Raw genomic sequence first — 26081 nt, 5'->3', positions numbered from 1 at the left:
TCAGCCCTTCTGGGTGTTCTCTTCGCCGACGATGCCGATGACGGCCTGGTCGTAGGCGGTGGCGGCGTCATCGACGCTCGACTGGCCGGTCATGACGGCCTCCATCGCGACCTGGATCTGGTTCGAGATCTTGTCGTAGTCCTCGGTCGCCGGGCGGAAGTGGGTCGTGTCGACGAAGCTCGAGAAGGTCTTGAAGCTCGGGTTCGCGTCGAGGTACTCGCTGGAGTCCGCCACGTCGGCGCGGACGGCGATCTGGCTGTTGTCGATGTTGTAGGCCGTGGCGTTCTGCTTGTTCACCGCGGTCGAGAGGAAGTCCCACGCGGCGTCGGCGTTCTTGGTGTTCTTGCCGATCGCGAGGGTCCATCCGCCCGACATGCTCGTCGTTCCAGGAGCCTGGCCCTTCTGGGTGGGCATCGCGGCGATGCCGAGGGTGTCGCTCCACGCGGGCCACGCGGCGGTGCCGCCCTCGACCCACGCGGCCGACTGCCACGAGCCGTCGAGCGCGATCGCGAGCTTGCTGGACGGGAGCCAGTCGGCGGTCACGCTGGTGAAGATGTTCGGGTCGAGCGCCTGCTGGAGCGACGGCCCGAGGCCGCCCTGGTAGACGTCCGAGACGAACTGCAGCGAGTCCTTGAAGCCCTGGCTGCCGACGACCCACTTCTTGCTGTCGGTGTCGTAGAGGGTGTCCTCGGTGCCGTACAGGAGCATCTCGAGACCCTGCATGGATGCCGCCTCGCCCGCCGTCTTGCCCGAGTAGACGTTGATCGGGATGACGTCGGGGTCGGCGGCCTTGACCTTCTCGGCGGCCGAGAGCACGTCGGCCCACGTCTTGGGCTGCCACGGGACCGAGATGCCGGCCTTGGCGAAGATCTCCTTGTTGTACCAGAGTCCGCGCGTGTCGGTGCCGAGCGAGACGCCGTAGGTCTTGCCGTCGGGTCCGAGACCGGCCTGCTTGGCTCCGTCGGCGAACTGGGACCAGTCCTCCCACTTCACGAGGTAGTCGTCCAGCGGCAGGAGGTAGCCGGCCGCCGCGTCGGACTGGATCTTGAACGTGTCTTCGTACTGGACGTCGGGAGCGGTGCTCGCCGACTTGTTCATGAGCGCGAGCTTCGTGTAGTAGTCGGCACCCTCGGCCTGGATCGGGACGAGCTCGACGGTCATCCCCTCGTGGGCGGCCTCGTACTCCTTCTTGGCGTTCTCCATCAGTGTCTGCATCTGGTTGAACGTCGCCGTGGTCTGGTACGCGACGCGGATGGTCTTGCCGTCGCCCGCGTCGCCGCTGCCGCCGGAGCAGCCGGCCAGAGCCACGGTCAGGGCGGTGGCGGTCAGAAGACCGGTCGCCATCGTCAGTTTCTTCATGAAAGCTCCCTTGCTTGGGTGGAGACACCGCGTCGCCAGAACCTTTTATAAATCAAATGGACTTATTCGGCAAGTCGTTCCCGACGATCGACGGTAACGATCCGACGACGACCGCAGGTGATCGCCGCGGCAGGGCGTCAGATCGCGATCATCATGCGTGCCGGACGGGCGGCGAAAGCTCCGTCGAGCATGAGGCAGGCAGCCCCGACGGCCGCGACATCGGCTCCCACGCGTGACAGACGCACCGTGATGGTGCGCGTCGCCGTCGACACCGGGTCGGCCGCGACCCGAGCGGTCACCGTCTCGACGAGGACGTCCGCGAGACGCTCCCACACCGGGCCGCCGAGCACGACCTCGTCGACGTCCAAGAGGTTGTTCGTCACGACGAGGGCCCGGGCGATCCGCTCCCCCGCCCGTCGCAGCACGTCGCGGGCTCGGTCGCCGCCTGCCGTGGCATCCCGCACCAGGCGGTCGAGATCGGGGCGGGAGTCGCCCGTCTCGGCCGGCACGTATCCGGCCTCGGCGAGGAGGGTGCGGGGCTCGATCGAGACGCCGAGGCACCCGCGCGACCCGCATTCGCAGGCCGGCCCTCGGGGATCGACGACCACGTGCGCGATACCTCCGGCGTTGCCCGTCCGTCCGCGCACGGGAGCGCCGGAGATGGCGACGCCGAGTCCGACGCCGGCGCCGTAGTAGAGGAACATCGCGTCGGTGAGCGCGTCGGAGCGGTCGAACCACATCTCGCCGATCATCGCGGCGGTCACGTCCTTCTCGACGATCACGGGCAGGCCGGTGGCCGCCCCGAGGTCTTCGCGCACGTGAACGTTGTGCCACGCGGGCAGGAGGGGGGGATCGAGGAGCCGGCCGCCGCGGGCATCGAAGGGACCCGGGGCGGCCACGCCCACCCCGAGAACGAGCTCGCGGGGAATGGCGGCGTGGGCGACGATGCGATCGACCGCGGCCGCCACGTCGGCGATGAGCTCGGCCGGAGAGGCCGCGTGTCGGCGGGGGATCTCGTCGTGGGCGACGACATCGCCCGCCATGTCGACCACGACGATGGTGTCGACGACCGGGTCGAGGTGGACCCCCACCGCGAACCGCGAGCGCGGCTCGAGCTTGAGCAGCGTGCGGGGCTTGCCCGGGCCGGAGATGACCTTGCCCGCCTCGGCGATCAGCCCCTCCTCGGCGAGGCGGCGGGTCACATTGCTCAAGGTCTGCGCGCTCAGCCCCGTACGAGCCGACAGTTCCACACGGCTCAGCCCGTCGGGCGCGCGCCGGATGAGATCGAGCACGAGGGTCTGGTTGTACTCGCCGACTGCCGGCAGGTTCGACCCCGTGCGCATCGCTTCCCGCCTCCACTCGTCGGTCCGCGACGCGGCCCTTCGCTCAGAGTACGCCCGCGACCGCGCCGCCCCGCCGCTCGCGCGCGGTGGCGCGACGCGACCGCCCGGGCGACGGAGGAGAAACCGGGTGCGGAGGACGATGCTCACGGCATCCCTCCTCCGCTCCCGGAATCTCCTCCGCTCACGAGCCGAGCAGACGCGTGGGCACGGACAAGCCCGCGGACGCGAGCGGGTCCGACGCGGGCGGGTCAGGCGCGCAGAGCGAGAGCCGCCGCACCCAGGAGCGGTCCGTCGCCGTCGAGACCCGAACCGGTGATGCGGCACCGACGGGCGTACGCGTGCAGCGACGCCGCCTGCGCGGCGACGCGCACCTGGTCGATGTAGTCGTCGGCGACCTGCGAGAACCCTCCCGCGATCGCCACGGCCTCGAGATCGCAGAGTGTCGCGGCGGCCGCGATGGCCTGCCCGACGGCGGTGGCCGATCGCTGCACGGCGGCACGGGCGACCTCGTCGCCGGCGCGGTACGACGCGGCCAGGTCGAGGCCCGTCTCGCCCTCCCACCCCTGCGCGCGCGCCCACGCGACCGTGCCCGGCCCCGCGGCGACGGCCTCGAGAGTGGATGCCACGACCTCGCCGTCGTGGATGGTGCGGACGAACGTCTGGCCGAGGTGGCCGGCGTTTCCGCTCGCCCCGCCCATCGGGCGCCCGTCGAGGACGAATCCGCCGCCGACACCGGTGGAGACGACGATCGCGAGGGCGTTCTCACAGCCGAGCAGCGATCCCCGCCAGTGCTCGGCGAGCGCGATGCAGGTGCCGTCCAGCGCCAGGTGCAACGGCCCGTCGACGAGGCCGCCGAGCACGTCGTCGATCGGCAGGCCAGCGGCCAAGGGGAGGTTCAGCGGCGACACCGAGCGCGAGGGGAGGTCGACGGGACCGGCACTGCCGACGCCGACGGCGCCGACCGACAGCTCGGGGACGGCGGCGAGTGCCCCCTCGGCGGCCTCGCGGATGTTCCGCGCAACGGTGTCGCGGTCGTTCTCTCGTCCGGTCGGACGACGCGTCACGCTCTCGCGCACCACCTCGCCGGCGATCGACACGACCGCGGCATCGACCTTGGTGCCGCCGATGTCGACGGCGAGCACGTGGGTGTAGGCGGGCAGAGACGGGGTGGCATCGGACATGCGCGCTCCTCGGGTGGACCAACGCTCCCCGATCCTAGGGGCCGGTGCATCCGCCGAGTGACGCCTGTGTACCGGCGACCCGCCGGCCCGAGGGGTCGCGGCGCAGGTTACGATCAGGTCACGGCGGCGACGACGAGCCTCCACCCAGCGACACGAGGGATGCCATGGACGAGACGGTCACGCCCGAGGCGGCATCACGACTCCGCCGTACCGACACCGCTCCCGCCCGCCCGGGTGGCGACGAACCGCTCACCGCCGCGTCGTTCGCCCGGCTCACCGGCGAGATCACGGCATCCATCTCGCGGGTGATCGACGGCAAGCCGGACGCCGTGCAGAGCGCCCTGATCGCACTCCTCGCCGAGGGGCATCTCCTCATCGAGGACGTGCCCGGTGTCGGCAAGACCATGCTCGCCCGGGCCCTGGCCGCCACGGTCGACGCGGACGTCCGCCGCATCCAGTTCACCCCCGACCTCTTGCCCGGCGACATCACGGGCGTGTCCGTTTTCAACCCGGTCCCGCGGCAATTCGAGTTCACGCCGGGCGCGGTCTTCGCCAACATCGTCATCGCCGATGAGATCAACCGCTCGTCGCCGAAGACGCAGTCGTCGCTGCTGGAGGCGATGGAGGAGCGTCAGGTCACGATCGACGGGCGGACGCACGTGCTCCCCTCGCCGTTCCTCGTCGTCGCGACGCAGAACCCGCTCGAGATGGAGGGGACCTACGCCCTCCCCGAGGCGCAGCGAGATCGCTTTCTGCTGCGGATCTCGATGGGCTACCCCGATCCGGCGGCCGAGGCGCTGATGCTGCGCCAGCGCGACGTCGTCAATCCGCTCGATGCCCTCGTACCCGTCGTGACCGGCCGACAGGTGACCGCGATGATCGCGTGGGCGCGTGGGGTGCACGTCGCCCCGGCGCTCGAGGAGTACGTCGTCGCCCTGGCGCAGGCGACCCGCAGCCACCCCGACATCCGCCTCGGCGCGAGCCCGCGCGCGACGCTGCAGCTGGTGCGCGCCGCGAAGGTGCGGGCGGCGCTCGACGGACGCGCGTACGTGATCCCCGACGACCTGACGTCGCTGCTGATCCCCGTGTTCGCCCATCGGCTCATCGCGAACCGCTCGGCCGCGGGCGGCCGCGCCGGAGCGGTCGTGGTGTCCGAGGCGCTCGAGCGCATCGCGTCCAGCGTGCGCGTCCCGCTCGCCGCGAGACCGTGAGCGCCGGATGACCCGGTGGTGGCCGCTCACCCTGCGAGGAAGCGGCGCGGCGGTCCTCGCCGTCGCTGCTCTCGTGATCGCGCAGCGCGCCGGCATCCCGGAACTGATGTACTTCGGCGTGCTGATGACCGCTCTGCTGGCGACCGCCGCGGCGACCCTCGTGATCGCCCGCCGCACCGATCGCGTGACGCGTACCGTCGCCCCCGACGTCACCGAGGTGGGCGCGAGCGCAGAGGTGGTCGTCCGCGTCGGCTTGCAGACGGCGCTTCCGACGGCCCCGGGGCGATGGGCCGATACCCTCCCGGCCGGACTCCGCGGGCGTGCGAGCGGCCCCTTTCCCGCGACGACGTCGTCGCTCGGTCGCGACACCGTGCCCGTCGAGCTCCGCTACGAGGTCGTGGCGCACGAGCGCGGCATCCGCGCGCTCGGACCCCTCGAAGTCGTGACGACCGACCCCTTCGGCCTCATCCGTCGCCGGTTCGCGCTCGGACGCCCCTCCCCCCTCACCGTCGCCCCGGCGATCGTCGACCTCGCCCCGCTGCCTCCCACCGGCGGCGAGGCCGGCGGAACACGCCAGTCGTCCGCCCTGCAGCTCGGGCAGGGTGTCGACAACCTCGTCGCCCGTCCGTACGCCCCCGGCGATTCCATGCGCCGCATCCACTGGCGCGCCACGGCGCACCGCGACACGCTCATGGTGCGTCAGGAGGAGCAGGAGTCCAGCCCCGCGGCCACGGTCGTGCTCGACCGCGCCCTCTCGCGGTGGTCGCCGGCGGCGGCCGACCCCTCCGGCGGCGACCCCGCTTTCGAGACGGCCGTCTCGGCGTGCGTGTCCGCGGTGGCGCGTCTCGTGCACGAGGGCTTCACGGTCGACGTCGTCGACAGTGACGGAGAGCTCCTGGCCGATCCCGTCGACGGCGGAGAAGACGGCGAGGCACGTGCGCTGGCGGCATCCTTCGCCACGCTCGCGGCACGGACCGACGGACCGACCGACCGCGTGGTGCCGGCCGCCGCGGCGGTGATGCTCGGACCCGTCGTCGTCATCACCGGACACCCGGAGCAGGGCGGCACCCTCGCCCCCGGTGCGTTCGCCCAGCGTTCGGGGCTGCCGATCCTCCTCTCGGTCACTGATCGCCCCGACCTCGACGCGGCCCGCGCGGCCGGCTGGCGCGCGGCGAGCGTGCGACCCGGCGGGAACATCGCCGCCGCATGGGTCGACGCCACCGAGAGGGGGCTCGCGCGTGTCGGCTGGTGATGTGACCGTGCTGCGCACTCCGCGCCGCCGCCGCGATGCGGCCCTGCTGTCGTTCGGCGTCCTCGTCGCGATCGCTGCGGCCATGCTGCCGGTGTTCTCCGTGATGCAGCCCGGGTCGTGGACCGTGATGGCCGCCGTCCTGACGGTGGCGATCCTGGCCGCGGGCCTGATCGCGCGCCTCGTCGCACTGCCGGCGCTCGTGGCCACCGTCGTCGAGGTCGGCATCTGGGTCCTCGCGCTGACGGCGATGTTCGCGCGCCCGACCGCGCTGCTCGGCGTGATCCCGACCCCCGCGACCGTGAACGCGATCCCGGGCCTGATCTCCGCGGCATCCGACGACATCCGCACGGGAGTCGCCCCGGTGGCACCCGGCGTGGGCCTGGCGTTCGTGCTCGTCGGTGCCGTCGGCGCCCTGGCCATCGTGCTCGACCACGTCGTCCTGACGGCCCGGATGCCGCTGCTCGCGGGCGTGGGTCTTGTCGCGGTCTCCCTCATCCCGACGATCGCGATCCCCGCCGACGTCGACGTGCCCGCCTTCGTCCTGCTCGCCGTCGCCCTGCTGTTCCTGCTGCGGGTGGACACGCGCTCCCGGCATGCGGGAGCTCGCCGGCCCGGGCGCGGTGCCTCGGCAACCGCCCTCGGCATCGCCGCGGTCGCGGTCATCGTCGCCGTCGTCGCGACCCCGCTCCTGCCGCAGCCTGCGCTGCGTTTCGCGTCGGGCGGCACGGGCGGGTACGGGACCACGATCAACCCCAACCTCGAGCTCGGCAACGACCTGCGTCAACCGCGCGACATCGACGTGCTCACCTTCACCACGACGGCCCCCACCCCGCCCTACCTGCGCGCGGTGACCCTCTCGCGTTTCGACGGCGCCGTGTGGGAACCCGACCGCGACGACACCGTCACCGTCCCCGCCGACGGCCCGGTGTTCTCCAGCCCGTCCGTCGACGCGGACATCCCGGTGGCGGACGCGACGACCGACATCTCCGTGGGCGAGCTCGACAGCCCCTGGCTCCCCGTCCCCTCCCCCGCGACGACCGTCACGGGTCTTCAGGGCGATTGGCTCGGGATGCCGCAGAACCGGACGATCGTGTCGCGTTCGGGGTCATCGCGCGATCAGGACTACACGGTGCAGACCGCCGCACCGCGGCCCACGCTCGAACAGATCCGTGCGCGGCCCGTCGGCGGGTCGGAGCTCGGCGACGCCGTGCGGGCGCTCCCGGCCGACGTTCCGGCCATCATCGGCGACACGGCGCGCGAGGTCACCGCGGGTGCGCAGTCCCCGTACGACGCGCTCATCGCCCTGCAGACGTGGTTCCGCAGCAGCCAGTTCAGTTACTCCCTCGACGCCCCCGTCGAGGCTGGGTTCGACGGGGCCGGACTCGACGCGGTCGCCGGGTTCCTCCAGGCGCGCGAGGGCTACTGCGTGCACTTCGCGTCGGCGTTCGCGGTCATGGCACGCACGCTCGACATGCCGTCCCGCATCGTCGTCGGATACCTCCCGGGCACGATGAGCGGCAGCGCCGGCCAGGGCCAGGCGACCTTCACCGTGACGTCGAGCCAACTGCACGCCTGGCCCGAGGTGTACTTCCAGGGCATCGGCTGGGTGCCGTTCGAGCCCACCAACAGCCTCGGCGTCCCCACGAGCTTCGCCCCGGGCACGACCGGTGGCTCCACGACCACGCCGAACGCCCCGCAGCAGCAGCAGTCTGCCGCGCCCGACGCGCAGCCCAGCTCCGCTCCCTCACTGGGCAACCAGGACGGCCCGGGCCTCCAGGGCACGGGCACCGCGGGCTCGACGCGCGCCGCAGGGCCGGGGCTTCTCATCGCCGCCGGCATCGTGCTCCTCGGTCTGATCGTCGCGGCCCCCGCGGTTCTGCGCGCGCTGCGCCGACGTTCCCGCCTGGCCGCCGCCCGCACGGGCGATCCGGTGGCGGCGTGGGCGGCAGTTCAGGATGACGCGGTGGATCTCGGCATCCCGGTCCCCGGCGGGGAGTCTCCGCGCCGTTTCGCCGAACGTCTCGTCGAACACCACGGCGTGGATCCGACCGACATCGGCCTGCTTCGCGGAGCGGTCGAGAGCGTCAGCTACGCCGAGAACGCGGTGGACGCCGCGATCGGGCCGATGCTCGCCGACGCCGCCGCGCGGGTCGGCGCGACCCTGCGTGCGCGGGCGACACCGGTGCGGCGCGCTCTCGCCCGAGCGCTCCCCCGCTCGCTCGTCGTCCGTCCCGGGACGACGGCGGCCGAGGAGCGGGAGCGCGTGGGGTCGTAGAGCCCGCGGTGCGGATCACCGTGCCCTCTTCAGCGCGAAAGGTCGACGCTGTCGTCCGTGAACGTGGCATCGAGCGACGTTACGGCGACCATCCCGGCTATCTGCCCCGCCACGATCAGGCTCAATGCGCTCACCGCGATCACGACGATCACACGGGAACGACGTTGCCTGAGCCGGAAGAATGCCACCACGCCGAAGATGACAACGGCGATCTGGATGACAAGGGCGCCCCCGACGAGGACGGGCGCGACGATTGCGAGAGCTACCCCCGCCACGACCCACCAGTGCAACGTCTCGGCTCGCGTCGCTCGAGCCTCACTCATGAGAACAACCTCCCTGAATCGGATCCGTCCATCCACACGCGCCGGGCGACCTCCTCTGGGCTCGACGGTGGACCCTGCCGCGATGTGCGAGGGCGCGGACGGCACGCGTAAGCAGGCGGCCGTAGCAGCAACATCTTCGCCGGATCCCTCGGTCCTTCGACGTTACGAACACAGCCGACACCGCCCGCAAGCCCGGGGCCGGACTTTCACCGTCTACAGCCCAAACTCCACCCGTTACCGCCTCAACTCATACGTGGACGACGCGGTGCCGCCGAGGAACAGGAGCGCGTCGGGGCGTGAGACCGCGAACGAGAAGGGCCCCCGCGCGATGCGAGGGCCCTTCGAGAGCGGAAGTGACAGGATTTGAACCTGCGAGGCGAGTTACCCCGCCTACATGGATTCCAGCCATGCTCCTTAGGCCGCTCGGACACACTTCCAAGGGACGATCTTACACGGCGGTCGGGCCGGGCCGTGTCGCGGGCGCCCGCCCTCGCCCCCTCGGGCTCTCGGCCCGGTCTCAGAGCACGTTCTTCGGCAGCCGGTGCAGCGTCACCGCCCCGACCGCACGGAACGGATGTAGAGGATCCGGTGCCTCGGAGCCCGTGGGCCCACCCAGCTCGCTGTGCACGACGGCGCTCATGAGCGCGTATGCGTCCATCCGGTCCCAGCCGTGGACGTCGACGAGGGTGTCGAACACGTCCTCGTAGCCGCGGCGGATGCTCTCCTGCACCGGATCGCCGAGGCCGACGAAGATCCACTCGTCGGCGGTCTCGACGCGGGGCGCGCGGTAACCGGCATCCTTCACCAGGTCGATCGAGACGATGGCCGTGCCGGCGGCCTCGATCGCCACGAACGACGACTCTCCGCGCGCCATCACGGCGTGGATGTCGCCGATCGAGAGCAGGCCGCCCTCGACCTCGACCGGCAGGTACACCGTGGCACCGGGCGCGACGTCGGTGAGGTCCATGTTGCCGCCGAGCGCCGTCGTCGGCATGATCGTCGAGTTCTCCCCCGCGGCCGGCGCCGTGCCGATGCAGCCGATCATCGGCCGTGCGGGCACCGTGTGACGCGCGGTCACGTGCACGCCCTCGGCGTCGATCGGGATGCGCCGGCTCACCACGTGATCGGGCATGCGGTGGGCCAGCGCCCCCGCTCCGGGCAGGCTCTGCGACCAGCCGTGTTCCGGCAGCAGGATGTCGTGCACGTGCACGGCGAGCGCGTCACCGGGCTCGGCGCCCTCGATGTACACGGGCCCGGTCACCGGGTTGATGGGGGATGTCAGGGCCGCGAGATCACCGTGCTCGTGCAGCTCGCGGTAGACGGCGTCGTCGGTGTGGAACGCCACCGTCTCCCCCGTGCCGGGCCGAAGCCGCAGCACGGGGGCGACGTCGGCGCGGAACCCGGGGCGCCCGAGTTCCGTGCCGAGGACGTGATCGATGCTCACCGCACAGCCGTCTCGCCGCCGCCCTCACCGGCGGTGGACGTCGCGTGCTCGGGCAGCGGACCCGTTGCGCCGCCGTTCTTCCGGGCGAAGATGACGTAGACGATCCCACCGACGACGAGCCACAGGATGCCGCCGATCTTGGCCGTGATGTCGGCGTTGAGCAGGACGTAGCCGATGATGAGGAACCCGATCGCGGGGACGACGAGGTGCAGCACGTAGTTCTTCGACTTCTTCGTGCCGAGGTAATACACCGCGACCGAGACGTGCAGCAGCAGGAAGCCGAGCAGAGCGCCGAAGTTCACCAGCGACGAGATGACGGCGATCTGGCCGACGAAGAACAGCACGAGCACGAGCGAGATCGCGCTGACGACCAGGATCGCCGCCATCGGAACCTGGCGCGAGGTCACCTTCGACAAGAACGCGGGCAGGCGCCGGTCGCGACTCATCGAGTACAGCAGACGCGACGTGGCGGCTTGGGCCGCGATGGCGTTGGCGATACCGACCGCGATGACGTTGACGGCGAGGAAAGCGGTCGCCCAGCCGGAGCCGGCGGCCTTCGCGACCAGGATGAAGAAGGCGTTGTTGACCTCGTCGTCTCCGAACGAGATCGTGCCCGCGGCGAGGGCGCTCGCGAACCACGTCTGCGTGATGAAGAGAACGGCCACCACGAGCAGGGCGATGATCATGGCGCGCCCACCCGACTTCCGGTCGCCCGTGGACTCCTCGGCCATGGTCGAGATGCCGTCGAAGCCGAGGAAGCTCAGCACCGCGATCGAGAGCGCGGTGGCGATGAGGGCGGGGTTGACCTTCTCGGCATCCCACAGCGGTGCCATGGTGAACTCCGCGCCGGGGATCACGCCGGAGTTCAGAGCGACCATCGCGATGACGACGAAGATGACCACGAAGGCCAGCTGGATACCGAGCATGATGCGGTTGGCGATCTTGATGGAGCCGATACCGAGCACGTTGATGACGGTGTTGATGATCACGAACGCGACGGCCCAGATCCACTGCGGCACGTCGGGGAAGATCCCCGCCATCGAGGACGCCGCGAAGACGTAGAGCAGGGTCGGGACCAGCAGGTAGTCGAGCAGGATCGCCCAGCCGGCGAAGAAGCCGACGGTGGGGTGGATCCCCCGACCGACGTAGGAGAAGACGGAGCCGGCGATCGGGAACGCCTTCGACATCTGCGCGTACGCGAGGGCGGTGAAGATCATCGCGACGACACCGGTCAGGTAGACGAGCGGGACCATGCCGCTCGCGGCGTTGTACACGACGCCGAAGATGGCCCAGGGGGCGATCGGCACCATGAAGACGAGCCCGTAGACCACGAGGTCGAGGGTGGACATGGAGCGCTTGAGCTCCTGCTTGTAGCCGAAGGACTCCAGCGATTGCTGGGCCTCGGGGGCGGTGTTCGACATCGGGTCTCCTGGATCGGGTCGGGTGGAGCGTCGGAAGCGGTGAGTCAGGGAAGCGGAGCGAGGAAGTCGGCGATGACGCCGCGGAAGACGTCGGGCATCTCGAGGTGTGTGCAGTGGCTCGCTCCGGCGAAGACGTGCGAGCGCGCGCCGGGGATGTGCTTCACGAACGGCTCCCACGTCTCGGAGGTGGCCTCGTCGAATTCACCGGCCACGACGAGGGTCGGCACGGCCACCTGGGGCAGACGGTCGACCACCGTCCAGTCGCGACCGGTGCCGACGACATGGAATTCGTTCGGACCGTTCATCGTGTAGTACACGGTCGGGTCGGCGAGCATCTGCTGTTCGCTCTCGAGAAAGTCCTGCGGCATCGGGGTCACGCGGCAGACGTGCCGCTCGTAGAACAGGCGGGTGGCGTCCACGTAGTCGGGATGATCGAGCGTTCCGTCGGCCTCGTGGCGGTCGAGAGCCTCGCGCGCCTCCGCCGGGAGCTCGGATCGCAGCCGCGCGGCCCCCGCGAGCCACAGGGCCATGGATGCCGGGGAGTTGCAGATGATGAGACCCTCGAGCCCCGCGGGCCGGCGCACCGCGATCTCGGCACCGAGCATGCCGCCCCACGACTGGCCGAGCACGTGGTACTCGTCGAACCCGAGCGCACGCCGAAGAGTGTGGAACTCGTCGACGAAGAGCTGCGGCACCCACTGCGACGCCGGGGCCTCGGGGTGGTGCGAGCTCTTGCCGCAGCCGATCTGGTCGTAGTGCACGACGGTGCGGCCGGTCAGGTCGGCGAGGGCGTCGAGGTTCGCGACGTAGTTGTGGGCCATGCCCGGTCCGCCGTGGAGGACGAACAGGGGCGAGGCCCCGGTGGGCTCGGCGGGTTCGGTGAGGCGGGCCCACGTGAAGCCGTCATGGAAGGGAACGGTGATCTCGCGTTGCATGGAGTCATCGTGGACCCCGTAATGGTTCGTTGGCAAACCTTTTCTTCGGAATTAACATGGAGGAAACGACGGGAGCCCATGGCCGAGACCGACGACGCCTCCCTGGTGGAACGCGTCACCGAACGCCTGATCACCGCTGTCGCGGTGGGCGAGTTCCTCCCGGGCACCCGCTTACCGGCCGAGCGCGACCTGTCCCCGCTCCTGGGCGTGGGACGCACGACGGTGCGCGCCGCCCTCGACGACCTCGCCGCACGCGGCCTGATCGAGAAGCGCCGCGGCCGCGCCGGCGGAACCTTCGTCGCCGAGGACTGGCCCGATTCGGTCGTGGTCGGCGTCGACCGATGGTTCGAACAGCGTTGGGGCGACCTCGTCGACGCGTGCACCGCGAGCTCGATGCTGCACTCCTCACTCGCCCGCCTCGCGGCCGAACGGCGGACGGATGCCGATATCGCGGCAATGCTCGAGCGTCTCGCCGCGTTCCACGCCGCCGACTCCGGCGATCCGAAGCAGCGCGCCGACAGCCTGCTGCACCTCGCGATCATCGACGCGGCCCACAACACGGCCCTGCGCGACATGCTGCTCGACCACGAACGGCACCTCTCCCTCTCGGCACCCGCGCACCCATGGGGCGATCGCGAGAGCCACCGCCGCATGGAGAGCCGCGCGGCGCGGGAGCACGACGCGATCGTCGCCGCGATCGTGACCGCCGCCCCCGACGACGCCGCCGAACTCGCCCGACGTCACGTGCAGATCGACCTCGAGCTCTTCACCGGGGCCCGGGAGTTCGCCCGCCGCCGCGCAGCCGCCGCGCAGAACTGAGCCCGGCGACGGGCGCGGACGCGGCGACGGGAGGAGATCCGGCCAGCGGAGGACCACCGGAGGCCCCGGCATCCTCCCGCTCCAGGAACTCCTCCCCCGCGCGAGTGGTCAGGGGCGCAGCCGCGCCTCGAGGCCCGCCCTCACGTCCGGCCACTCCTCGCGGAGGATCGAGAAATAGAGGGTGTCGCCGATCGACCCGTCGGAGGCGACGCGGTGGGAGCGCAGACGTCCCTCAGGCGTCGCGCCGAGGCGCTCGATCGCCCTGGCGCTGCGCTCGTTGCGGGCATCGCAGCGCAGCGCCACGCGGTTCAGCCCCCAGTGCCCGAACGCGTGCTCGAGCAGCAGGAGCTTCGTCGCCGGATTGGTCCGCCCGCCCTGGAAAGCCCGGCCGTACCACGTCGTGCCGATCTCGACCCGACCCTGCGCGGGCACGAGGTCGTAGAACGTCGTCGATCCGCGAATGCCGGAGGTCTCGGCATCCCGGACCGTGAACGCGAGCATTCCCGGCGCCTCTCGCTGCCGGTCGATGTGCGCCGCGAACGCGTCGACCGATGCGGGCCAGGGTGTGGTCATCCCGGCCCACAGGGCCGCGTCGGTGAGGGGCCAGGCATCGGCGGCGTCGGCGGGTTTCGCGGGAGTGAGGCGGATGCCATGACCCTCGAGCACGAGGTCGTGGGCCGTCATCGCGACTCCAACTGCGCGACGAACTCGTCAGCGGCCGCGAGCTTTCGACGCAGATCGTCGCGGCGGAGCACGGCCTCGTCGCGGATGTCGGCGAAGCGGGCGGCGAGCTCCGTGTCGGCGGGATCCGCATCGAGTCCGTCGACCACCGTGAGCAACTCCCCCATCTGCTCGAGCGAGTACCCGAGCGGCTTCATCCGCCGGATCAGCAACAGACGCGACTCGTCGTCGGCGGTGTAGAGACGGAAGCCCCCGTCGCTCCGCGCCGACGGGCGCAGGAGACCGATCTCGTCGTAGTGGCGGAGGGTGCGGATCGACATCCCCGTACGCTCCGCGAGTTCACCGATCTGCATCGATCGCGCGGTCGTCATGGCATCCCCCATCCGGAACCCTCTCGTTACGGTAGAGTTTCCTCGGTCGCGGTCGCGACCCCCCTATTCTTCCCGCTCGACGCGGGCTCCCCTCCCCCTCCTGGAGCACCTCCATGACCGACGCCCTCGCGCACCCCCGCTCCGGACCCACCGTGCTCCTCGCCCTACGCTCGCCGCGACTGCTCACGCGGGAGGTGCTCGCCGGGCTCGTCGTCGCCATCGCCCTCATCCCGGAGGCGATCGCCTTCTCGATCATCGCCGGGGTCGACCCGCGCCTCGGGTTGTTCTCCTCGTTCGTGATGGCCGTCGCCATCGCGTTCCTCGGGGGACGCCCGGCCATGATCAGCGCCGCGACGGGGGCCGTCGCTCTCGTCATCGCCCCCGTCGCCCGTGCACACGGGGTGGATTACCTGCTGGCCACGGTGATCCTCGGGGGCCTCCTCCAGGTGATCCTCGGGCTGCTCGGCGTCGCCAAGCTCATGCGCTTCATCCCGCGCAGCGTCATGGTCGGTTTCGTCAACGCGTTGGCGATCCTCATCTTCACCGCGCAGGTGCCGCAGCTCATCGGTGTTCCGTGGGCTGTGTACCCGATCGCCGCGGCGGGCCTTGCGATCATGTACCTCCTGCCACGCCTGACGACCGTCGTCCCCGCCCCGCTCGTCGCGATCGTGCTCTTGACGGGGACCGTGGTCGTCCTCGGCGTGACGGTCCCCACCGTGGGCGATCAGGGCGCTCTGCCCGAGAGTCTCCCCGCGCTGCTGATTCCGAACGTGCCGCTCACCCTCGACACCCTCGGCGTCATCTTCCCGTTCGCCGTGGCGATGGCCATCGTCGGCCTGCTCGAATCGCTGATGACCGCGGCGCTCGTCGACGACATCACCGACACTCCTTCCTCGAAGACGCGCGAGTCACTCGGTCAGGGCGCGGCGAACGTCCTCTCCGGCTTGTTCGGCGGGATGGGAGGCTGCGCGATGATCGGCCAGACCATGATCAACGTCAAGGCCTCCGGGGCACGCACGAGGATCTCGACCTTCCTGGCGGGCGTGTTCCTCCTCGTCCTCGTGCTGGTCTTCGGCGACGTGGTGGCGATCATCCCGATGGCCGTTCTCGTCGCGGTGATGATCGTGGTCTCGATCGCGACCTTCGACTGGCACAGCATCCGCCCGTCCACCCTGCGACGGATGCCGATCAGCGAGACCGTCGTGATGGTCCTCACCGTCGCCGTGACCGTGTGGACGCACAACCTCGCGATCGGGGTCGGCGCCGGAGTGGTCGCCGCCGCGGTCCTGTTCGCCCGGCGCGTCGCGAGCGTGACGACGGTCACCCGATCGGTCGACGGCGACACCGCGCGCTACACCGTCGAGGGCGAGCTGTTCTTCGCCTCCAGCAACGACCTGACGACGAAGTTCGCGTACCACCGCGACCCTCCGCGGGTCGTCATCGACCTGTCGCGCTCGCACGTCTGGGATGCCTCGACTGTGGCGGCCCTGGATGCCGTGCAGACCAAGTACGCCCGCCTCGGCACGACGGTGGAACTGCAGGGGATGAACGCGACCGCGGCCGCCCTGCACGGTCGGCTCAGCGGTGGTCTCGGCGCGGGGCACTGAGGGCGGGGCTGCCGCCGACGTGTGGTCGCTGACCCCGTGGCCGAGCCGCCCGTGCGGTGCGGAGCGGAGGAGAAACGGGGACGGGAGGATGCCACGGCCCCCGGGTGTCCTCCGCTCGCCGCATCTCCTCCCCTCCCCCGCGGACGGACCGCCGCGACCCGCGCCTCCGCATCACGCCTGACTGACAGCCGGCTCCGCGTGAGCGAGCACGAAGGCGTCCAGCAACCGCTCGGTGTCGGCGAGCTGGTCGTTCCACACCGCGCGCACGATGTCGATGCGGTCGTCGGCCTCCTGGAGCCTCGCCAGGTAGGCCGCAAGCGCCACGTAGCCATGGGGCGCCTCCTCGTGGAGCGCGAGCATGCGCAGCGCGAGCGCCGCCTGCACGCCGTACACGGGGATCTGCGGACCACGCGGAGCCGACAAGCCGATGTAGTACAGCTTTTCGAGCCCCACGGGGACGATCCCGGCAGCGAGCCGCAGGGGCACACCGCCCCGGCGCGGCACCAGAGCGTCGTCGAGGAAGGGCAGCGAGGCGTGGAAGCCGGTCGCCCACAGGATCGTGTCGTACTCGCGGGCCTCGCCGTCGGCGAAGTGCACGGTGCGCCCCTCGATGCGTTCGATGCCCGGACGGACGCCGATGCGGCCGTGCTGCACCCAGTACAGCAGCAGCTCGTTCACGACCGTCCGCCCCTCGGCGAGCGTGCGGTACGCCGGCTCCGGCAGGCCCGGGTAGTCCTTCGCCTCTCCGATCGAGACGCGGGCGAGCAGGCGGGCGATGAGGTCCTGCTCGTCGGGCGCGAACTGTCCCATCCAGGGGATCTCCTGGCGCGGGACGCCGAAGTAGCTCTTCGGCTGGAAGTACACGCCCTCGCGGATGACGATGTCGACCTCCAGCCGGTGCTGAGCGGCGTCGGCGGCCAGGTCGCATCCGGAGTTGCCCGCCCCCACGACGAGCACGCGCGTGCCCTCGATGTCGCCGGTGTTGCGGTACGACCCGGAGTGCACCTGCTTGCCCGTGAAGTCGGCGGAGATCGCGGGACGCTTCTGGTCCCACAGGTGGCCGTTGGCGACGAAGACACCGTCGTAGTCGATGCTCTCGCCGGCGTCGAGCGTGACCGTCCACCCCGCCGATCCGGTGGGGCCGTCGCTCGGGCGCGGCACGACCGAGACCACCGCGGTCTCGAAGCGGATGACGTCGTAGAGGCCGTGCTCGCGAGCGTACGACTCCAGGTAGGCCCGCACCTGGTCGCGGCGGGGGAAGTGGGGGTACTCCTTCGGCATCGGGAAGCCCTCGAAGCCCGTCATGTCGCGCGAGGTGATGAGGTGCAACGCGTCGTAGTCGGTGTGCCAGTGACCGCCGACACGGTCGGTCTTCTCGAAGCAGTCGGCGTCGTAGCCGGCCGCTCGCAGGCGCTGGAGGGTCGAGATGCCGGCAGCGCCGGCTCCGATCACGCAGTAACGGGTCATGCGGGTGTCCTTTCGGGTGACGGGGGTCCGTCGGAGAGGCGGCGGGCGGCAGCGGCGAGCGCGCGAGCGCGTTCGCCGCGGGGTCGGGGGTAGCCGCGGTCGGTCGGGCGGACGCCCGCGTCCGCGAGCCGTGCAAGTGAGAGCACATGTTCCATCGCGAGCGCGTTCGGGTCCCACACCGGCACGTCGGGTGCACCGCCGACGGCGGTGTATCCGTGGGCGGCGAAGAGGGCACCCAGATAGGCACACCCCGCGATGACGGCATCCGCGCCCTCGTCCACGGCACGGCGAGCTGCGACGTCGAAGCGGGCGATGAGGTCGTCGGGGTCGGTGACCGCGCGGGTGACGTCGTCGAGGGTCGACTCGGGCGCGTAGGCGCGAACGCTCAGACCGCTCGCGCCGTGGGCGACGAGGTCGTCGGCGAACAGTGGCGCGAGGACGGGAGCGACGGTGACGACGGCTGCGCGCCGGGCGAGCGAACCGGCCGTGCGCGCCACGGCATCCGTGAGGGTCGACACCGGCACGGACACCGCGCCGCGGACCGCCGCGGTCGGCGCTCCCCAGCAGCCGACGACGACGGCGTCGCTCGTGTCTTGCGCGTGGAGAGCCGTGGCGAGCACGGCCGCGTCGCTGAGGAGCCGGTTGGCCGGGGTGCGGATGCCGCCGGCGTCGACGCCGACGTGACGCAGCCGCACCTGCGCGCGACCCGCGGCCAGTCGCTCCACATGGCCCGTGAGCAGATCCCACAGCGGGGCGTGCGCCGGCTCCCCTACCGTCGCCTCGATCCACGTGAGGCGCATCATGCGTGACCTCGCGCAAGACGATGCTCGACCCACACCGATGCCCAGGTGGCCGGGACCGCGATCGCGGCGTAGATGACTCCGGTGACGACGTACACGGTGAGGTAGGCGAAGGTCAGCGAGCTCACCTGGTACGCCTGGCTCATCAGCTCGTTGACCGAGATCGAGTACGCCAGTGACGTGCCCTGGAACGACTGGATCGCCAGGCCCATCAGCGCCGGAATCGACGAGCGCAGCCCCTGCGGCAGGATGACCCGCGCGAAGGCCGGCAGGCGCGACAGGCCGAGGGCTGCCGCTGCCTCCCCTTGCCCGCGCGGGACCGACTGGATGCCGGCCCGGATCATCTCGGAGGAATAGGCGGCGACCGTGAAGGTGAGACCCGCAGCAGCGGCCCAGAAGCTGCTCAACAGCACACCCGCCGCGGGCAGACCGTAGTAGACGATGTACAGCACCACCAAGGCCGGGATGCCGCGTCCGATCTCGACCACGACGAGCGCGGGCCAGCGCAGCGCGCGGTGGATCGAAGACACTCCGAGCGCGAAGACGAGTCCGAGGGCGTACCCGAAGACGACCGACAGGGCGGTCAGCTGCAGGCTGACGCCGAGTCCGTCGAGCAGGCGTGGGAGGTACAGCGAGAGGTCCATCACGCGCTCCTTCTCAGGCGAGTGTCCAGTCGGCGGGCGACGATGGCCAGCGGGACGCTGATGACGACGTACACGGCCGCCGCGACGAAGAACGGGGTGAGCCCGGCCGTCATGGGGTTCTGGCGCACGAACGTGTTGGCGGCGAAGACCATGTCGGTGACGCCGATCGTCGAGGCGATCGAGGAGTCCTTCAGCAGCGCCAGCAAAAACGTCGTGATCGAGGGCAGGGCCGTACGCGCCGCCTGCGGCGCGAGCACCCGCACGAAGGTCGAGCGACGCCCGAGCCCCAGGGCACGCGCGGCCTCGGTCTGGCCGGCGGGGAGCGTCGCGAAGCCCCCGCGGTAGATCTCGGCGAGGTAGGCCGCCGAGATGATCCCGAGCCCCACGATCGCGGCGGCGAGGGCGTTGAAGCGCAGCGCACCGATCGAGACCCCGAAGAACAGCACGAACAGCCACACGATCGGAGGGACACCGCGGATGAGGTCGACGACGAAGCGCACGGCCAGGCGCACGATGCGGGATCGGGAGCGTAGGCCCAGCATCAGCGGAATGGCTCCGATCAGGCCGATCGCGAACGCGGCGGCCGTCACGAGCAGGGTCAGAGGGAGTCCCAGCAGGACCGCGACGACGGCTTCCATGTCAGCGCTCCAAGACAGCCGAGAGGAAGCGACGCGTGCGCTCCTGGCTCGGCGCGGCCATGATGGCGCGGGGGTCGCCCTCCTCGATGATGTGCCCGTCGGCCATCACCACGAGGTGGTCGGAGACGTCACGCGCGAATTGCATCTCGTGGGTGACGACGATCATCGTCATGCCGCTGTCGGCGAGCTCGCGCATCACGGCGAGGACCTCGACACCGACCTCCGGGTCGAGAGCGCTCGTGGGCTCGTCGAACAGCATCGCGCGGGGGTTCAGGGCCAGCGCCCGCACGATGGCGATGCGCTGCTGCTGCCCTCCGGAGCACCGGCCGGGGTGCTGCTGCGCTTTGTCGCGCAGGCCCACGCGCTCCAGCAGCGTGAGCGCACGCTCCTCCGCCTCGGCGCGAGAGCGACCGAGGATCTTCTCCTGCGGGTAAGCGACGTTGCGCAGCACCGTCATGTGCGGGAAGAGGTTGAACGACTGGAACACCATGCCCACCTGTCGACGCAGCGCGAGAAGGGTGCGGTCGGTGACCTTCGCACCGGCCTCGATGGTCGTCGAGCCGACCGTGATCGACCCGCGATCAGGCTGCTCGAGAAGGTTCACGCAACGCAAGAGAGTGCTCTTGCCCGACCCCGACGGGCCGATGAGCGCCGTGACGCTCCCGGGCGCGACGGTCATGGAGATGTCGTCGAGCACGAGGTTGCTGCCGAAGCTCTTCGACAGGTGCGAGATCGTGACGCCCGCGGTGGCGAGCTCGTTCGCCTCGGTGATCAGCTGGGGCATGGGGGCCTCTCGGGGAGAGGGGCGCCCGCGCGCGGCGGGCGCCCCGGCGAGTCATCGAATGGAAGAGGCGGCGGCGTCCGCCGGGACCAGCAGGTCTGCCGGCAGGTTGTACTGCGCCAGCAGGTCGGCGAGCGTGCCGTCGGTGCGGTACTGATCGATGAGCGAGCTGAGGGCGTCGGACAGCGCGGTGTTGTCCTTCGAGACGGGGAACGCGATCAGCGGCTTCGATTGAGTGATCGACACGCGCGGGTCGGCTTCGATGGGCTCGACCTTGTAGTCGGTGTCGGCGTAGGCCGCCACGGCGACGGCGTACCCGTCGAGGGCGGCCTGGATGCGACCGGCGACGAGGTCCTGCTTCATCTCGACGGTGCCGGGATACTGCTGCAGCTTGCTGCCGAGCAGGGGCGCCAGCTCCTCGTTCCAGGAGAAGCCCGTGCCGGTGCCGACGGTGCCCACCGTCTCGAGCTGGTCGATGGTGTCGATGCCGTCCTGGGAGACCACGCCCATGGTGTCGTACATCGTCGGGGTGGTGAAACCGACCTGCTCCGCACGCTTGGGCGTCACGTACCAGCCACCGGTGATGATGTCGGTCTTCTTCTGCTCGGTGATCATCGGGATGCCGTTGGCGTAGGTGATCGGCACGTAGCTGACGGCGAGGCATTCGGCAGCGGCGAGCTTGTCGATGATGTCGATCTCGATGCCGGAGGCGCCGCCGGAGCCGTCGGTCTGGGTGTAGGGCGGGTTCTCGGGGACGCCGACGGTCAGAGTTCCGGCGGTGAACGTCGTGAGCCCTTCGTCGGCGGGAGTGCAGTCCGCCGCGACCGTGGAGGCGGGGGCCGCGGACGCGCAACCGGCGAGCGCAAGACCGGATGCGGTGACGAGGGCGAGGACACGGGCGGAGCGGCGGGGCGTAGTACGGGTCATGGTGCTGATCCTTCGGGTCGGGTTGCGGATGGTGCAGGTCTCACGCGGCGGTCAGGCCGCCGTCGATGGTGAGGACGGAGCCGGTGACGAAGGCGGAGTCGTCTCCGACGAGGTAGGCCAGCAGGGGGGAGATCTCGTCGACTCGGGCGCGACGACCGAGCGGGGCGGTCGAGCTCGACCCGCTGGGGGGCTCGTCGTCGTTCATCGCCGTGACGACGCCGCCGGGACAGACGACGTTGATGCGCACGCGCGGAGCGAGCTCGACGGCGGCGGCCCGGGTGAGTCCGACCAGCGCGGCCTTCGACGCCGAGTAGGCCGAGTAACCGGGGGCTCCGACGAGCGCGGCGGTCGACGAGATGTTGATGATGGAACCCCCGTCGCTCAGGAGGGGGGCGAGCGCCCGGATGCCGAGGAACGCGCTGCGCGTGTTCACGGCGAACTGCTGCTCCCAGTCATCCAGAGAGGTCTCGCCGAGATACCGGTGGCGCAGGATTCCCGCGTTGTTGACAAGCGCCTGCACGGGGCCTCCGTACGCGACCACGGTGTCGGCCAGAGCGGACCAGTCGGCCTCGGAGCTGACGTCGTGATGCACGTACATGGCCGATGCGCCCTCGTCGCGCAGTCGCTGGGCCGACGCCTCACCCTGATCGTCGAGGATGTCGGTGACGAGGACGGAATAGCCGCGGCGCGCGAGATGCTGCGCGTGAGCCGCGCCCTGCCCGCGAGCGCCCCCGGTGATCACGACGAGAGGCATCATCAGCGCATCACGTCCCCGCCGGAGAGGACGACGGTCTCCCCGGTGAGGAAAGCGCCGTAATCGGGTTGAGAGATCAGCCATACCCAGGCCGCGATCTCCTCGGGCTGAGCCACGCGTCCGAGAGGGATGGACTCTGCTGCGGCGTCCATCCGTCCGGTCGCCGCGTTGCCGGGCGTTGCCACCCACCCGGGCGCGATGCCGTTGACGCGGACGCCGTGGGGGGCGAGCTCCAGGGCGAGCGACTTGGTCAGCATGACCACCGCCGCCTTCGATGCACCGTAGAGCAGTTGCCCGCGCGAGACCTCGAAGGCGTCCACCGAGGCGAAGTTGACCACCGAGGCGCCGCGCGCCAGACGCGGCCGGGCTGCGGCGATGACGTTCAGAATGCCGAGGACGTTGATGTCGAAGATGCGGTGGAACGTCTCTTCGTCGAACGTCTCGAGGGTGGTCGGCGGGTAGACGCCGGCGATGTTGGCGACGACGTCGATGGCGTCCTCGAGCTCCAGGGCGTCCCGGATCGCCGCTTCGAGGGTGGCGCGGGAGCGGACGTCGGCGATGAGCGACACGTAAGACGCCTCGTACCCCCGGGGGGCGGAGGTGGCAGCCACGTCGACTCCGAGCACCCGGTACCCCCGCTCGAGGAAGAGGGCCACTGCGCTCGCGCCCATTCCGCTCGCGGCTCCCGTGATGAGAGCCACACCCGCCGTTCCGTGCATTCGCTGTCTCCGTTCGTGTCGGTGGTGACGAACACCAGTGCACCAGCGATAGAAGGCAAGAGCCAGACTTGTTTTGCTATGGTCACCACAGGTAAAACCTTGAGGAGTCTGCCGTGCCCCTTCCCACCGTCCGTCAGCTGGAGTACTTCGTCACCACCGCGCGCGTCGGTACCTTCGCCGCCGCGTCGGCGGAGCACCACATCGCGCAACCGAGCCTGTCGGAGCAGATCGCCGTGCTCGAGCAGAACCTGGGCCTTCGCCTCTTCAGCCGGACCGCACGTCGCCTCACCCTCACCGATGCCGGGCGACAACTGCTGCCCTTGGCGGAGCGTGCGGTCAACGACGTCGTCGAGCTGGCCGACTTCGGCCGGCGGGTGAAGAGCCTCGAGGAGGGGACGGTGTCGTTCGGCACGTTCAACAGCGCGCACCTCTACCTGCTGACCGATCTCATCCGCGAATTCCACGCCCAGCATCCCGGTGTACGCATCCGCGTCACGGGTTTGAACTCGGCGGAGGTGGCCGACGCGGTGCGCTCGGGCGAGCTCGAGGCCGGACTGGTGCAGCTGCCGGTGGACGACCGGGACCTCATCGTCTCGCAGAGCGTGTTCGTCGACCAGGTCGTGTACGTCTCGCGGAACCCCGAGCACACCACCGACCCGGTCGCGATCGACACCCTGGCCACCCGCCCCCTCATCCTGTCGGAGGCGCGATGGTCACAGGACGATCCTTTGCGGGTGTCCATTCTCCAGCGTGCGCAAGCGGCCGGTCTGGGCATGCACCCGATCATCGAGGTGGAGTTCCAGACCCATGCCCTCGAGCTCGCCGCGCAGGGGGTGGGCGATTCGCTGGTCTCTTATCACGTCGGGCGATCCGTGATCGCTGAGCGCGGACTGTTCTGGACCACGCTCGCGCCGACCTTCAACGAGCACTACGCCTTCATCACCCGGCGAGGCGGGGCCGTCTCCCCCGCGACCACCGAGTTCATGAAGCTGGCACACCGCGTGCTCGCGCGCCTCACAGCGAACAGCCCGGTGCTCCCCTCGCCGATGTCGTGACGATTCAGCCCCGTAGCGTCGTCGACGGGGTCTCGCCGAACTCGCCGCGGTACATCGCGGCGAAACGCCCGAGGTTCGAGAAGCCCCATCGGGCCGCGATCGCGGCCACCGTGTCGACGGAGGGGTCCGCGCTGCGCAGATCGGCGCGCGCGGCGTCCAGCCGCACGCGGCGCAGATACTGCATGGGAGTGCGACCGGTCGACGCGCGGAACGCGTACTGCAGACCACGTGGCGACAATCGCGCAGCCTGCGCGATGTCGGCCAGGACGACCGACTCCGCCGCGTGCGCCTCGATGAACGCCTTCGCACGACGGACGGGAGCCGGCAGAGGGCGTGCCGGGCGCCCGGCGGCGAGAGCCTCGGTGAACGTCGTGGGGAACGTGAGCAGCGACGCTTCGAGCATGAGCGCGCGGGCCTGCTGCTCGATGAGGGGGGTGCGGTCGGAGGACCGCAGGAGGACGTCGCGCGTGTACTCCCACGTGCGCGACCAGTAACGCAGTCGCTGCTCGTTCACCGGGGCGTAACCGGTCGCCCGAACCCTCAGCCCCTCGTCACCCGAGAGGCGGCGAGCCGCCTCCTCGAACTCGGTGCGCGAGAACGACACCGCCGTGCCGGCGATGCGCCCCGTGAAGGCCACCTCCAGCGGACGGTCGACGACCATGAAGGGCACCGCGGTGTCGATGCGTTCGCGTCGATAGGTGCCGACCACCCGGGAGCCGGCGATCCGACCGACGACCACCTGGTCGAGCGGGTCGGACTCGACGTGCATGGTCGATCCGATCGTGTAGTCGCAGAAAGCGAAGCCCGCGTCCGAGACGGAATGCCAGTTCAGGGGCGGTTGAATGGTCTCGGCGCGAGCGATGCGCGCGCCCGGAACCACGGACCGCCACATCTCCTCGACGACGGCGGCATCCCTGGTCTCGATGTTCGTATGCTCCACGGGGCTTTCCTAAAACGTCCGAAATCATGCGGCAATACCGTTGCGCTCCAGCGCACGATATGCGTGGAACCGCTCTCATCGGTCGGGGGGACCTCACACGGAGCGGGAATGCCAGGGGGACATGCTCACCGTATCGCCGCACGAGGCCTCTCCGTCCCACGGCACGGCGAACACGCATTTCCCGCGCCGAGCGCGGGTGACCGAGATGAAGGGCCGAGTCGCATAATTGATGAAGCTCGCGGTTCACCGAGCCTCGATCGACGGGATGCCGAATGACTTTCCGCACCATGGCCACTCTTCAGGCGTGGATCGATGACTTCCGTCATCTCGGTTACGACGATGCCGACATCCTGCGGGTGATTCCGCAGGACCTCGAGGACGCGGGCGACCAGGGACTCATCGCCGCCCAATTGCGCAGCGTCTCGACGACCTTCTTCGTCGCCCCCGGCGCCGCCCCCGACTCGACCGACTGGGCCGTCACGTTCGAACCTCGCGAGAACGCCGCTCCCCTCCCCGCGGGGCGAGTACTGGCGCTGTCAGGGGAATTGGCGATGCTCGCCGCGCTCTGCTCCTTCCTGCAGGCGCGTTCGGAGGCATTCCTCGCGGAGAGCTGAGGCGAGCCTCCCGCCCGCGCCGCTCAGCTCGTCGACGCGGACGCGGCAGCGACGACGCGCTCGAGAATGCGCGCTATCCGCTCGCCCTCGACGGGATCGAGCTCGCCGACGGCCTCATCGACCGCGCGGTCGAATGCACGGAGCACCGCCCAGGGGTGCGCGTCGAGGTCGACGGTGGGCATGATGTGGTTGACGCGCCGATCCTCCGTATCGAGAGCGCGACGGACTGCTCCGCGCTGGACGAGACGGTCGATCAGCGTCGTGACCCCGGCTGAGGTGATCCCCAGGTGATCGCGCACGTCGGAGGGGCGCGCGCCCGGATTGTCGACGACGAAGAGCAGGGCGCGAGCATCGAGCTCGTTCAACGACAGGGCACGCCGGGCCTCGGCGACCGCCGTACGACGCGCTTCACCGTAGGCCGACAACGCGCGACCGATCGGGGTCCCTCGAGCGGGACCGGACGGCGAAAGGGCGGACGACGACACGACCCTAGATGCTACTCACCCGCTCCGCCGTCGCG

26 protein-coding genes and 1 tRNA gene are annotated in these 26081 nt (G+C 70.4%); 7 read left to right on the top strand and 20 right to left on the bottom strand.

From position 1 onward, the window contains the following. The 3 genes from PIR02_11590 to PIR02_11580 form a co-directional block, all read right to left on the bottom strand. A complete protein-coding gene (locus PIR02_11590) occupies window positions 1-1359 on the bottom strand; it encodes an extracellular solute-binding protein (GenBank protein WZH35419.1) in 1359 nt (452 codons plus the stop codon). Between the two features lie 137 nt (window positions 1360-1496). After that, the gene (locus PIR02_11585; GenBank protein ID WZH35418.1) at window positions 1497-2702 is read right to left on the bottom strand and encodes an ROK family transcriptional regulator; all 1206 of its coding nucleotides are present in this window, start codon (window positions 2700-2702) and stop codon (window positions 1497-1499) included. Window positions 2703-2950: 248 nt separating this feature from the next. Further along, complete coding sequence (locus PIR02_11580) at window positions 2951-3883, bottom strand: ROK family protein (protein WZH35417.1); 933 nt, start codon at window positions 3881-3883, stop codon at window positions 2951-2953. 164 nt (window positions 3884-4047) lie between these two features. Between PIR02_11580 and PIR02_11575 the strand changes: the two genes are divergently transcribed. The 3 genes from PIR02_11575 to PIR02_11565 are packed head-to-tail and all read left to right on the top strand — an operon-like array spanning window position 4048 to window position 8621. Further along, entirely contained in the window at window positions 4048-5094 is a 1047-nt protein-coding gene (locus tag PIR02_11575; protein ID WZH35416.1) for a MoxR family ATPase, read from the top strand. A gap of 7 nt (window positions 5095-5101) precedes the next feature. Then, window positions 5102-6346, top strand: coding sequence for a DUF58 domain-containing protein (locus PIR02_11570; protein WZH35415.1), 1245 nt, complete (start codon window positions 5102-5104; stop codon window positions 6344-6346). 1 nt (window position 6347) lies between these two features. Next, window positions 6348-8621, top strand: a complete 2274-nt coding sequence (locus PIR02_11565) for a DUF3488 and transglutaminase-like domain-containing protein (GenBank protein ID WZH35414.1) — start codon at window positions 6348-6350, stop codon at window positions 8619-8621. 29 nt (window positions 8622-8650) lie between these two features. On the opposite strand, the gene PIR02_11560 is transcribed toward PIR02_11565, so the two are convergent. The 5 genes from PIR02_11560 to PIR02_11540 form a co-directional block, all read right to left on the bottom strand. Then, window positions 8651-8944, bottom strand: a complete 294-nt coding sequence (locus PIR02_11560) for a hypothetical protein (protein WZH35413.1) — start codon at window positions 8942-8944, stop codon at window positions 8651-8653. Between the two features lie 348 nt (window positions 8945-9292). After that, window positions 9293-9381: transfer RNA gene (locus PIR02_11555), tRNA-Ser, on the bottom strand. An 80-nt stretch (window positions 9382-9461) separates the two neighbouring features. Continuing rightward, window positions 9462-10388, bottom strand: a complete 927-nt coding sequence (locus tag PIR02_11550; GenBank protein ID WZH35412.1) for an acetamidase/formamidase family protein — start codon at window positions 10386-10388, stop codon at window positions 9462-9464. After that, window positions 10385-11809, bottom strand: coding sequence for an APC family permease (locus tag PIR02_11545; GenBank protein ID WZH35411.1), 1425 nt, complete (start codon window positions 11807-11809; stop codon window positions 10385-10387). Before PIR02_11545 ends, PIR02_11550 begins: the two co-directional genes overlap by 4 nt. Window positions 11810-11853: 44 nt before the next feature. Continuing rightward, window positions 11854-12744, bottom strand: coding sequence for a proline iminopeptidase-family hydrolase (locus PIR02_11540; GenBank protein ID WZH35410.1), 891 nt, complete (start codon window positions 12742-12744; stop codon window positions 11854-11856). A 78-nt stretch (window positions 12745-12822) separates the two neighbouring features. On the opposite strand from PIR02_11540, the gene PIR02_11535 reads away from it, so the two are divergent. Continuing rightward, window positions 12823-13563, top strand: a complete 741-nt coding sequence (locus PIR02_11535; protein WZH35409.1) for a GntR family transcriptional regulator — start codon at window positions 12823-12825, stop codon at window positions 13561-13563. Between the two features lie 108 nt (window positions 13564-13671). Here PIR02_11535 and PIR02_11530 read toward each other — a convergent pair whose 3' ends face one another. Both PIR02_11530 and PIR02_11525 read right to left on the bottom strand, forming a co-directional pair. Further along, window positions 13672-14247: a GNAT family protein gene (locus PIR02_11530; protein WZH35408.1), complete on the bottom strand. Its 576-nt coding sequence runs from the start codon at window positions 14245-14247 to the stop codon at window positions 13672-13674. Beyond that, window positions 14244-14615: a MerR family DNA-binding transcriptional regulator gene (locus PIR02_11525; protein ID WZH35407.1), complete on the bottom strand. Its 372-nt coding sequence runs from the start codon at window positions 14613-14615 to the stop codon at window positions 14244-14246. Before PIR02_11525 ends, PIR02_11530 begins: the two co-directional genes overlap by 4 nt. Before the next feature lie 113 nt (window positions 14616-14728). On the opposite strand from PIR02_11525, the gene PIR02_11520 reads away from it, so the two are divergent. Further along, entirely contained in the window at window positions 14729-16222 is a 1494-nt protein-coding gene (locus PIR02_11520) for a SulP family inorganic anion transporter (protein ID WZH35406.1), read from the top strand. Between the two features lie 171 nt (window positions 16223-16393). Here the strand turns inward: PIR02_11520 and PIR02_11515 are convergent, their stop codons facing one another. Genes PIR02_11515 through PIR02_11480 form a run of 8 tightly spaced genes read right to left on the bottom strand, consistent with a single transcriptional unit; the run spans window position 16394 to window position 22952 of the window. Further along, a complete protein-coding gene (locus tag PIR02_11515; protein WZH35405.1) occupies window positions 16394-17689 on the bottom strand; it encodes an NAD(P)/FAD-dependent oxidoreductase in 1296 nt (431 codons plus the stop codon). Beyond that, window positions 17686-18492: an aspartate/glutamate racemase family protein gene (locus PIR02_11510; GenBank protein ID WZH35404.1), complete on the bottom strand. Its 807-nt coding sequence runs from the start codon at window positions 18490-18492 to the stop codon at window positions 17686-17688. Before PIR02_11510 ends, PIR02_11515 begins: the two co-directional genes overlap by 4 nt. Continuing rightward, the gene (locus PIR02_11505; GenBank protein WZH35403.1) at window positions 18489-19133 is read right to left on the bottom strand and encodes an amino acid ABC transporter permease; all 645 of its coding nucleotides are present in this window, start codon (window positions 19131-19133) and stop codon (window positions 18489-18491) included. Before PIR02_11505 ends, PIR02_11510 begins: the two co-directional genes overlap by 4 nt. Continuing rightward, window positions 19133-19771 (bottom strand): amino acid ABC transporter permease, encoded by a 639-nt coding sequence (locus PIR02_11500; GenBank protein WZH35402.1) that lies wholly within the window; start codon window positions 19769-19771, stop codon window positions 19133-19135. Before PIR02_11500 ends, PIR02_11505 begins: the two co-directional genes overlap by 1 nt. A 1-nt stretch (window position 19772) precedes the next feature. After that, window positions 19773-20555: an amino acid ABC transporter ATP-binding protein gene (locus PIR02_11495; GenBank protein WZH35401.1), complete on the bottom strand. Its 783-nt coding sequence runs from the start codon at window positions 20553-20555 to the stop codon at window positions 19773-19775. 51 nt (window positions 20556-20606) lie between these two features. Further along, a complete protein-coding gene (locus PIR02_11490; protein ID WZH35400.1) occupies window positions 20607-21479 on the bottom strand; it encodes a transporter substrate-binding domain-containing protein in 873 nt (290 codons plus the stop codon). A gap of 40 nt (window positions 21480-21519) precedes the next feature. After that, window positions 21520-22236: an SDR family oxidoreductase gene (locus tag PIR02_11485; protein WZH35399.1), complete on the bottom strand. Its 717-nt coding sequence runs from the start codon at window positions 22234-22236 to the stop codon at window positions 21520-21522. After that, window positions 22236-22952 (bottom strand): SDR family NAD(P)-dependent oxidoreductase, encoded by a 717-nt coding sequence (locus PIR02_11480; protein WZH35398.1) that lies wholly within the window; start codon window positions 22950-22952, stop codon window positions 22236-22238. Before PIR02_11480 ends, PIR02_11485 begins: the two co-directional genes overlap by 1 nt. A 113-nt stretch (window positions 22953-23065) precedes the next feature. On the opposite strand from PIR02_11480, the gene PIR02_11475 reads away from it, so the two are divergent. After that, entirely contained in the window at window positions 23066-24007 is a 942-nt protein-coding gene (locus PIR02_11475; protein WZH35397.1) for a LysR family transcriptional regulator, read from the top strand. A gap of 4 nt (window positions 24008-24011) precedes the next feature. Here PIR02_11475 and PIR02_11470 read toward each other — a convergent pair whose 3' ends face one another. Then, complete coding sequence (locus tag PIR02_11470) at window positions 24012-24947, bottom strand: AraC family transcriptional regulator (GenBank protein ID WZH35396.1); 936 nt, start codon at window positions 24945-24947, stop codon at window positions 24012-24014. Between the two features lie 272 nt (window positions 24948-25219). Here PIR02_11470 and PIR02_11465 point away from each other — a divergent pair, with 272 nt between their 5' ends. Then, window positions 25220-25561: a hypothetical protein gene (locus PIR02_11465; GenBank protein WZH35395.1), complete on the top strand. Its 342-nt coding sequence runs from the start codon at window positions 25220-25222 to the stop codon at window positions 25559-25561. A gap of 23 nt (window positions 25562-25584) precedes the next feature. Here the strand turns inward: PIR02_11465 and PIR02_11460 are convergent, their stop codons facing one another. Then, window positions 25585-26046 (bottom strand): MarR family winged helix-turn-helix transcriptional regulator, encoded by a 462-nt coding sequence (locus tag PIR02_11460; protein ID WZH35394.1) that lies wholly within the window; start codon window positions 26044-26046, stop codon window positions 25585-25587. Window positions 26047-26081 lie beyond the last annotated feature (35 nt).

It is taken from the genome of Microbacterium enclense (assembly GCA_038182865.1).
Taxonomy (GTDB): Bacteria; Actinomycetota; Actinomycetes; order Actinomycetales; family Microbacteriaceae; genus Microbacterium; species Microbacterium enclense_B.
This window is presented reverse-complemented; position numbering and strand designations above follow the sequence as displayed.

What these genes read in the sequence shown, in the direction of transcription:
- PIR02_11590 (WZH35419.1), bottom strand. Translation starts at nt 1,359, where the DNA reads ATGAAGAAACTGACGATGGCGACCGGTCTTCTGACCGCCACCGCCCTG.
- PIR02_11585 (WZH35418.1), bottom strand. Translation starts at nt 2,702, where the DNA reads ATGCGCACGGGGTCGAACCTGCCGGCAGTCGGCGAGTACAACCAGACC.
- PIR02_11580 (WZH35417.1), bottom strand. Translation starts at nt 3,883, where the DNA reads ATGTCCGATGCCACCCCGTCTCTGCCCGCCTACACCCACGTGCTCGCC.
- PIR02_11575 (WZH35416.1), top strand. Translation starts at nt 4,048, where the DNA reads ATGGACGAGACGGTCACGCCCGAGGCGGCATCACGACTCCGCCGTACC.
- PIR02_11570 (WZH35415.1), top strand. Translation starts at nt 5,102, where the DNA reads ATGACCCGGTGGTGGCCGCTCACCCTGCGAGGAAGCGGCGCGGCGGTC.
- PIR02_11560 (WZH35413.1), bottom strand. Translation starts at nt 8,944, where the DNA reads ATGAGTGAGGCTCGAGCGACGCGAGCCGAGACGTTGCACTGGTGGGTC.
- PIR02_11545 (WZH35411.1), bottom strand. Translation starts at nt 11,809, where the DNA reads ATGTCGAACACCGCCCCCGAGGCCCAGCAATCGCTGGAGTCCTTCGGC.
- PIR02_11540 (WZH35410.1), bottom strand. Translation starts at nt 12,744, where the DNA reads ATGCAACGCGAGATCACCGTTCCCTTCCATGACGGCTTCACGTGGGCC.
- PIR02_11535 (WZH35409.1), top strand. Translation starts at nt 12,823, where the DNA reads ATGGCCGAGACCGACGACGCCTCCCTGGTGGAACGCGTCACCGAACGC.
- PIR02_11530 (WZH35408.1), bottom strand. Translation starts at nt 14,247, where the DNA reads ATGACGGCCCACGACCTCGTGCTCGAGGGTCATGGCATCCGCCTCACT.
- PIR02_11525 (WZH35407.1), bottom strand. Translation starts at nt 14,615, where the DNA reads ATGACGACCGCGCGATCGATGCAGATCGGTGAACTCGCGGAGCGTACG.
- PIR02_11520 (WZH35406.1), top strand. Translation starts at nt 14,729, where the DNA reads ATGACCGACGCCCTCGCGCACCCCCGCTCCGGACCCACCGTGCTCCTC.
- PIR02_11515 (WZH35405.1), bottom strand. Translation starts at nt 17,689, where the DNA reads ATGACCCGTTACTGCGTGATCGGAGCCGGCGCTGCCGGCATCTCGACC.
- PIR02_11510 (WZH35404.1), bottom strand. Translation starts at nt 18,492, where the DNA reads ATGATGCGCCTCACGTGGATCGAGGCGACGGTAGGGGAGCCGGCGCAC.
- PIR02_11505 (WZH35403.1), bottom strand. Translation starts at nt 19,133, where the DNA reads ATGGACCTCTCGCTGTACCTCCCACGCCTGCTCGACGGACTCGGCGTC.
- PIR02_11500 (WZH35402.1), bottom strand. Translation starts at nt 19,771, where the DNA reads ATGGAAGCCGTCGTCGCGGTCCTGCTGGGACTCCCTCTGACCCTGCTC.
- PIR02_11495 (WZH35401.1), bottom strand. Translation starts at nt 20,555, where the DNA reads ATGCCCCAGCTGATCACCGAGGCGAACGAGCTCGCCACCGCGGGCGTC.
- PIR02_11490 (WZH35400.1), bottom strand. Translation starts at nt 21,479, where the DNA reads ATGACCCGTACTACGCCCCGCCGCTCCGCCCGTGTCCTCGCCCTCGTC.
- PIR02_11485 (WZH35399.1), bottom strand. Translation starts at nt 22,236, where the DNA reads ATGATGCCTCTCGTCGTGATCACCGGGGGCGCTCGCGGGCAGGGCGCG.
- PIR02_11480 (WZH35398.1), bottom strand. Translation starts at nt 22,952, where the DNA reads ATGCACGGAACGGCGGGTGTGGCTCTCATCACGGGAGCCGCGAGCGGA.
- PIR02_11465 (WZH35395.1), top strand. Translation starts at nt 25,220, where the DNA reads ATGACTTTCCGCACCATGGCCACTCTTCAGGCGTGGATCGATGACTTC.